Raw genomic sequence first — 6,968 nt, 5'->3', positions numbered from 1 at the left:
AATTGCAGATATACTGAGAGTTTGCCAAACCACTTTAAATTCGTTAATTCTATCAACCTGAGATCACTGATGGCTCTACTGGAAATTCTTGAATACCCTGACCCCAGACTTCGTACGGTTGCCAAGCCGGTAGCAGAGGTTAACGATAAGATTCGCCGTATCGTTGATGACATGCTGGAGACCATGTATGACGCTAACGGCGTTGGTCTGGCGGCGACACAGGTGAATATTCATCAACGTATAGTGGTTATGGATCTTTCCGAAGAAAGTAATGAGCCACTGGTTCTTATTAATCCCGGCTACGAAGCCATTGGGGATGAAAAATCAGATTTACAGGAAGGCTGTCTGTCCATACCGGGCTTTTATGAACTGCTGGATCGTTATGCCAGTATCAGGCTCACCGCTTTAGACCGTGACGGTAATGAGTACTCCAGGGATTTTGACGGACTGGCTGCCGTTTGCGTTCAGCATGAGCTGGACCACCTGGAAGGCAAACTGTTTATCGATGCACTCTCCCGCCTGAAACAGGACCGTATTCGAAAAAAACTCGGGAAGAAAAATCGATAAAATCATCCCGTGCTAATTACTGGTCTTCAGATCAACGGTGTAAATCTCAGCACCGTTGCCACTCGCGTCTTTATGAATAACCCACAATGAATAACCCTCTATGAAAAGCCTTCGCATTATCTTTGCTGGAACCCCGGAGTTTGCCAGCGCTCACCTTCAGGCCATTATTGATAGCCAGCATCAGGTGATTGCCGTTTACTCCCAGCCAGACCGCCCTGCCGGTCGTGGCCAGAAACTGATGCCTTCACCGGTCAAATCACTGGCTATTGAGCATCATATTCCTGTTTACCAGCCAAAATCACTTCGCAATGAAGAAGCCCAACAGGAACTGGCAGCCCTTGATGCTGACTTAATGGTTGTGGTTGCTTACGGCCTGATTCTTCCCCAGGTCGTTCTGGATACGCCCAAACTGGGTTGCATTAATGTTCATGGTTCAATTTTGCCAAAGTGGCGCGGCGCAGCCCCCATTCAGCGAGCCATTGAAGCGGGAGATACCGAATCCGGCGTTACCATTATGCAGATGGATGCCGGACTGGATACCGGCGACATGTTGCTAAAATCCTGCTGTCCAATACAGCCGGAAGATACGGCGGCTGATCTCCATGACCGTCTGATTGAAATAGGGCGTCCGGCACTGATCGACGCGTTGAATGGTATTGCTGCAGGTCAGGTTCATGGTGAAAAGCAGGATGACAGCCTGGCCTGTTATGCTCATAAAATGAGCAAAGACGAGGCGCGTCTGGACTGGCAAAAAAGTGCCCGATATCTCGATTGTCAGGTTCGTGCTTTCAACCCCTGGCCCGTCTCCATCACCTCTTTAGATGACACCAATATCCGCGTCTGGGAAGCTATCGCGCTGGAAGAAAGTTCTGGTGAACAGCCTGGAACCTTAATAAAGTCCGATAAAGATGGGCTGGATATTGCCTGTGGTAATGGTGAAGGCACACTTCGAATCAAACGACTGCAGTTGGCAGGAAGCCGTGCAATGACCGTTCAGGAGTTGTTGAACAGCAAAAAAGCAATGTTCACCACCGGTAAACAATTCAGTTAGGCTACTCATTTAAAAGCTATGGCTAAACAATCCTCTGTTCGACAGTTAGCGGCCCGGGCTGTCACCCGGGTCACCATGGGCGAGTCTCTCAGCTATGTATTGCCTTCTCTGCAGGAAAAACTGGCCAAAAAAGATCAGCCTTTACTGGCAGAGCTCTGCTACGGAACGCTGCGCTATTATTACCGGCTGGATGCCTGGCTGAAGTTTCTCACTGAAAAGCCTCTTAAAGAAAAAGAGCAGGATATTCACAACCTGATTCTCGTGGGTTTCTATCAACTGTTTCATACCCGGATTCCCCCTCATGCCGCTATCGGTGAAACCGTGCAGGCAACGCGATCCATGGGCAAAGCCTGGGCCAGGGGACTGGTGAATGGTGTTCTCCGTAATGCCCAGCGCCGGTTTGATGAACTGACTGAACTGGAAGAACGCAGCCCGGTCTGTGGCTGGTCACATCCTAAATGGCTTATTAACACCATTAAAAGAGCCTGGCCTGATGATTATCAGACGATTCTTGCGGCCAACAATCAGCCACCGCCCATGACGCTGCGGGTTAATGAGCAGCAGATACAACCATCACGCTATCTGAAAAAGCTGCTGGATAACTGTATTCAGGCTCGTCAGTCGCTGATTGCACCCCAGGCAATCACCCTGGCTAAGCCAATGTCGGTGGACAAGCTCCCCCTGTTTCATGAAGGCGCTGCCAGTGTTCAGGATGAGTCTGCTCAGTTGGCTGCTACGTTGATTCAGGCTAAACCGGGGGATCATATTCTTGATGCCTGCTGCGCTCCTGGTGGAAAAACCTGTCATCTACTGGAGCTGTATGAAGGCATCACCGTGGATGCCCTGGATTCCGATAACCTGCGTCTGGAACGAGTGGGTGAAAACCTGACAAGACTGGGGCTGACAGCCAATGTTCTCTGCGGTGATGCCACGCAGCCAGACAGCTGGTTTACCGGGCAGCTATACGACCATGTTCTTTTGGATGCACCCTGCTCCGGAACGGGTGTGATTCGCCGCCATCCAGATATTAAACTGCTGAGAAAAGCAGAAGATATTGAAGCCCTGGCGCAACTGCAGCAGCAAATTCTTCAGGCAATATGGCCTTTATTAAAACCCGGTGGCACACTGCTTTATGCGACTTGTTCAATTATGCCGCAGGAAAATCATCTGCAAATTGAACACTTCCTGTCAGCAACGCCTGATGCAAAGCTGCTACCCATTGAAGGCCAATGGGGTCATGATACCGGGTTTGGCAAACAGCTTTTCCCAGCCTCTGGTGACGGCTTCTTTTATAGCCTGATGGTAAAAACGGAAACTCAATGAAAATCATCATTCTCGGTGCTGGTCAGGTGGGCGGCACTCTGGCCGAAAATCTCGCTAATGAGGAAAATGACATTACGGTGGTTGATATCGATGCCACCCGGCTCAGAGAGTTACAGGATAAAGTTGATATCCGTACCATTCAGGGAAGAGCGTCCTTCCCGGGGGTTCTGAAACAGGCCGGAGCGGATGAAGCCGACATGCTGGTTGCCGTCACTAACAGTGATGAAGTCAATATGGTGGCCTGTCAGATCGCTTATACGCTGTTTCATACCCCCTCCAAGATTGCCCGCATCCGTCAGGCAGCCTATCTGAAAAATGACAGCCTGTTTGCCAACGCCGCACTGCCCATTGACGTACTGATCAGCCCTGAGCAAGTGGTTACCAACTACATCAAACGCCTTCTGGAACGCCCGGGTGCCCTTCAGGTTCTGGATTTTGCCGATGGACTGGTACAGCTGGTGGCCATGAAAGCCTATTATGGCGGGCCGCTGGTAGGCCATGAGTTGCGCTATATCCGGGAGCATATGCCTGATGTGGATACCCGGGTAGCGGCCATTTTCCGTCGGGGAAATGCCATCATGCCCAAGGGCACCACGGTCATCGAGGTGGATGATGAAGTCTTCTTCATTGCTGCCCGGAAAGATATCCGTGCGGTAATGGGCGAGCTTCAGCGACTGGACGACGACTACAAGCGAATCATCATTGCCGGAGGCGGTAACATTGGTTTACGTCTGGCCCAGGCGGTTGAAGATCAATACAAGGTCAAAATCATTGAACATAATATGGAGCGATGCCAGTTCCTCTCGGAAACACTGACCAGGGCCATGGTATTCTGCGGCAATGCCTCCGATAAAGAACTGCTGATCAGCGAAAATATTGAAGAGACTGACATCTTCTGCGCCCTGACCAATGATGATGAAGCCAACGTCATGTCAGCAATGCTGGCCAAGCGACTGGGGGCCCGAAAAGTCATGGCCCTGATCAATAATCCGGCTTATGTAGATCTGGTTCAGGGTGGCGAAATTGATATCGCTATTTCACCCCAGCAAGCCACCATTGGCAGCTTGCTAAAACACGTTAGACGCGGAGATATAGTGAATGTTCACTCACTTCGCAGAGGCGCTGCTGAAGCTATTGAAGCGATTGCCCATGGTGATGAACAGAGCTCAAAAGTCGTGGGTAAAACCATTCAGGAAATCGAGCTTCCTCTCGGCACCACCATTGGTGCCATTGTCCGGGATGATCAAGTGTTAATCGCCCACGATACGACCCGTATTGAGACCGGTGACCATGTGATTCTCTTTTTGACCAATAAACGGAAGATTCGAGAAGTCGAACAACTCTTCCAGGTTGGGCTTGGTTTTTTCTGATCGATGAATCCGACTTGTCTTGTTGGAATTTTTTTCTATATTGAAGGGGGTTAAGGGAAAGCCATTAATAAGAATTGAGGCAGCCTGTGGAGGATTACTTGTGCCAGAAATATCACTGCCAGCAATGCCATGGGCTAACCGACCGGACACTAACAACTCAAGTGGACCACAGTCTGTCAGGAGGCAAGACAATACGACCACAGAACTCAGGGTCCCTTACGGTATCAGAAGGACCGTCCGAACTCTGCCAGCGGTGATATCCTGCGCCTTAATAGTCAGAGCTTGTTATGCGTTTGCACCTTCTGTCGTACGGGACTTGCTATATGAAATAAATGAAAGCACCGCTAATGCTGCATGCCTGACAGCGTCTGCAGTTGCAGTTGGTTCAATAGCCAATATTCTCTCGGGTGTCAGCTCCAGCTTTACCCATGCCTTTCTAACCTGTATCGGTGCAGGCGTCTCATTTAGCACCCTGTTTATCTTGGCTGTACACGAATATTCTAACTCTCATGGCTACAATTATTGTCATAAAGATGCGTATGGGTGGCCTATTGTTTGTTATGGTGAGGATCATTTCACCCATTTAGTTGTAGCCCATGGGATTTTTGCATCTGCGACCTTTCCCGCTCTTTTTCTGACCTTGATAAAGGCAGCCTCTATCTCCAACAAAGTTACAACATATATTGTCGATAAGTTTGTGAAAATCCGGACGGTTTCAGTAGCCAATATACTAAATTACCTTTCACCATCCATTAGTCGTAAATCGTCAACCCCTTTCGCAACTGACGGCCTGATAGAAGTGTGAATCTGTTCAATTGGTCACTTTATCAACATTTATTCTTAAGGTAGACATTAAGCCCCTCAAATCGGCCGCCAATAGTGAACAACCAACGTTGGCAATAACGCAGAAAACCAAGGCAGACTTGCAACCTTCATTTTTTATTCTACTTTTCCTATATTACTTAACAATAATGAAGCTTTAGTTATGATGGCACCAGGAGTAGACGCGGCGACAATTCAAATAAAGCTACATAAACAAGAGGGTAAACAGAATAATAATCCTGAAGCAGAATATAAAAATTCTATTGGCTGTAAATGGAACGTCCGATCTTTAGAAACTAAGTCGACAGATGGGTTGGCATATTTGTCGGCAATTGGTTTTATGTACTCATGTGGGGCAACCACATTCGCCACCGCGTTCGATGTAGCAAATAATGGTATTTACGGCGCAGCCCATGTCGCAGCCGCTGGCACCGTAATTACTATCGGATGTATTACCGCCGCAGGTGTTACTGCAGGTGTTGCTGCAGGTATTACCACGGCTATTTCAGCAGGCTTTGGCGCAGCTATTGGCGTTACTATCGGGGGAACCTCTTGTGCCATAATTGTCGCAACAGCGGGTGTCACATCATATTGCGCAACATCTCTACTATCTTACACGGTTGCTGGTGCCGCAAGTGTTGCCACGCCTGTAGCTATTACTCTTGCAACATCTTCTGTCGCAAAAAAAGCTGGACGGTATGTTTATGATGCGTTATTTAAAAAACATCAAGTTACACTGGTAAACACATCAGTCAGCCTTGATCAAAGCCTCTCTCATAAGCACGCAGCCAATAGCAAAACCCATAGCATTATCGAAGTCTGAATCTTGACTTCTTAACCTCATACAACAGCAACAATACTTCAATGACCTGAAACAACCTTCAGGCCTTTATTTCCCCCATGGATTGGGAGTAACCTGCTACAGAATAAAATTATAATTTTTAATATCCATTATAAAAAAAACCGCCATGGCAGGTTATTCATACTGGATGAAGCAGGAGCACCATGCAGTTTCAGGTTATCTTTCCCATTTTGGGTGTTTTGCTGATGTTATTCAGCGCCTCCAGCCTTCCACCCATTGTGGTTGCCCTGCTTTACCAGGAGCAGGAAATATCCATTTTCATCTACACCTTTTTACTGACGTTGCTGTTAGGTGTACTGCTCTGGTTTCCCTTCCGACACAGTAAAGATGAACTCCGCAGTCGGGAAGGCTTTCTGGTGACTGCACTGTTCTGGATAGTTCTTGGTTCGTTTGGTTCGCTGCCATTTCTGCTTATGGAAAGTCCTGCCCTGAGCATTACCGATGCCATGTTTGAAGCCATGTCCGGCCTCACCACAACGGGAGCGACCATTCTCACAGGGATTGAACATCTGCCCCGCTCCATTCTGTTTTACCGACAGCAGTTACAATGGCTGGGGGGGATGGGCATTATTGTGCTCGCCGTCGCTATTCTACCCATGCTGGGGATTGGTGGCATGCAGTTATATCGCACGGAAACACCCGGCCCGGTCAAAGACTCAAAGCTGACACCGCGTATTACCGAAACAGCGAAAGCACTCTGGTTTATTTATGTTTTTCTGACCATCGCCTGTGCACTGGCTTACTGGCTGGCGGGTATGAATTTATTCGATGCTATTTGCCACAGCTTTACCACCATTGCTATTGGTGGATTTTCCACTTATGACGGCAGTATGGGCCAATTTGATTCACCGTTAATCATCTCGGTGGCTATCTTTTTCATGTTGGTGGCCGGGCTCAACTTTGCCCTTCACTTTACCGCCTGGCGACATAAGACACTGACACACTATTTTCAGGATCCGGAAGTTAAAGGGTT

The 6,968-nt window shown here is 48.4% G+C and carries 7 protein-coding genes; all 7 read left to right on the top strand.

The features are described from left to right. Positions 1 to 69 precede the first annotated feature (69 nt). Positions 70 to 567, top strand: a complete 498-nt coding sequence (gene def, locus RM811_RS00730) for a peptide deformylase (protein ID WP_402519764.1) — start codon at positions 70 to 72, stop codon at positions 565 to 567. Positions 568 to 667: 100 nt separating this feature from the next. Then, a complete protein-coding gene (gene fmt / locus RM811_RS00725; RefSeq protein WP_402519761.1) occupies positions 668 to 1,618 on the top strand; it encodes a methionyl-tRNA formyltransferase in 951 nt (316 codons plus the stop codon). Positions 1,619 to 1,636: 18 nt separating this feature from the next. Further along, complete coding sequence (gene rsmB, locus RM811_RS00720) at positions 1,637 to 2,941, top strand: 16S rRNA (cytosine(967)-C(5))-methyltransferase RsmB (RefSeq protein WP_402519758.1); 1,305 nt, start codon at positions 1,637 to 1,639, stop codon at positions 2,939 to 2,941. Next, entirely contained in the window at positions 2,938 to 4,311 is a 1,374-nt protein-coding gene (gene trkA, locus RM811_RS00715) for a Trk system potassium transporter TrkA (RefSeq protein WP_402519755.1), read from the top strand. The genes rsmB and trkA overlap by 4 nt, the downstream gene beginning before the upstream one ends. A gap of 316 nt (positions 4,312 to 4,627) precedes the next feature. Next, entirely contained in the window at positions 4,628 to 5,116 is a 489-nt protein-coding gene (locus RM811_RS00710) for a hypothetical protein (protein ID WP_402519752.1), read from the top strand. A gap of 180 nt (positions 5,117 to 5,296) precedes the next feature. After that, the gene (locus RM811_RS00705) at positions 5,297 to 5,956 is read left to right on the top strand and encodes a hypothetical protein (protein ID WP_402519749.1); all 660 of its coding nucleotides are present in this window, start codon (positions 5,297 to 5,299) and stop codon (positions 5,954 to 5,956) included. 182 nt (positions 5,957 to 6,138) lie between these two features. Next, positions 6,139 to 6,968 (top strand): potassium transporter TrkG (locus RM811_RS00700; RefSeq protein WP_402519746.1); only part of this gene is annotated, 830 nt, incomplete at its 3' end.

This window comes from Endozoicomonas sp. (assembly GCF_031844845.1).
Classification (GTDB): domain Bacteria; phylum Pseudomonadota; class Gammaproteobacteria; order Pseudomonadales; family Endozoicomonadaceae; genus Endozoicomonas.
Note: the sequence above shows the minus strand (reverse complement) of the source record. Positions and strands in the feature narration are given on the sequence as shown.

Excerpts from the sequence above, each read along its gene's own strand:
- def (WP_402519764.1), top strand. The coding sequence starts at position 70 with ATGGCTCTACTGGAAATTCTTGAATACCCTGACCCCAGACTTCGTACG.
- fmt (WP_402519761.1), top strand. The coding sequence starts at position 668 with ATGAAAAGCCTTCGCATTATCTTTGCTGGAACCCCGGAGTTTGCCAGC.
- rsmB (WP_402519758.1), top strand. The coding sequence starts at position 1,637 with ATGGCTAAACAATCCTCTGTTCGACAGTTAGCGGCCCGGGCTGTCACC.
- trkA (WP_402519755.1), top strand. The coding sequence starts at position 2,938 with ATGAAAATCATCATTCTCGGTGCTGGTCAGGTGGGCGGCACTCTGGCC.
- RM811_RS00705 (WP_402519749.1), top strand. The coding sequence starts at position 5,297 with ATGATGGCACCAGGAGTAGACGCGGCGACAATTCAAATAAAGCTACAT.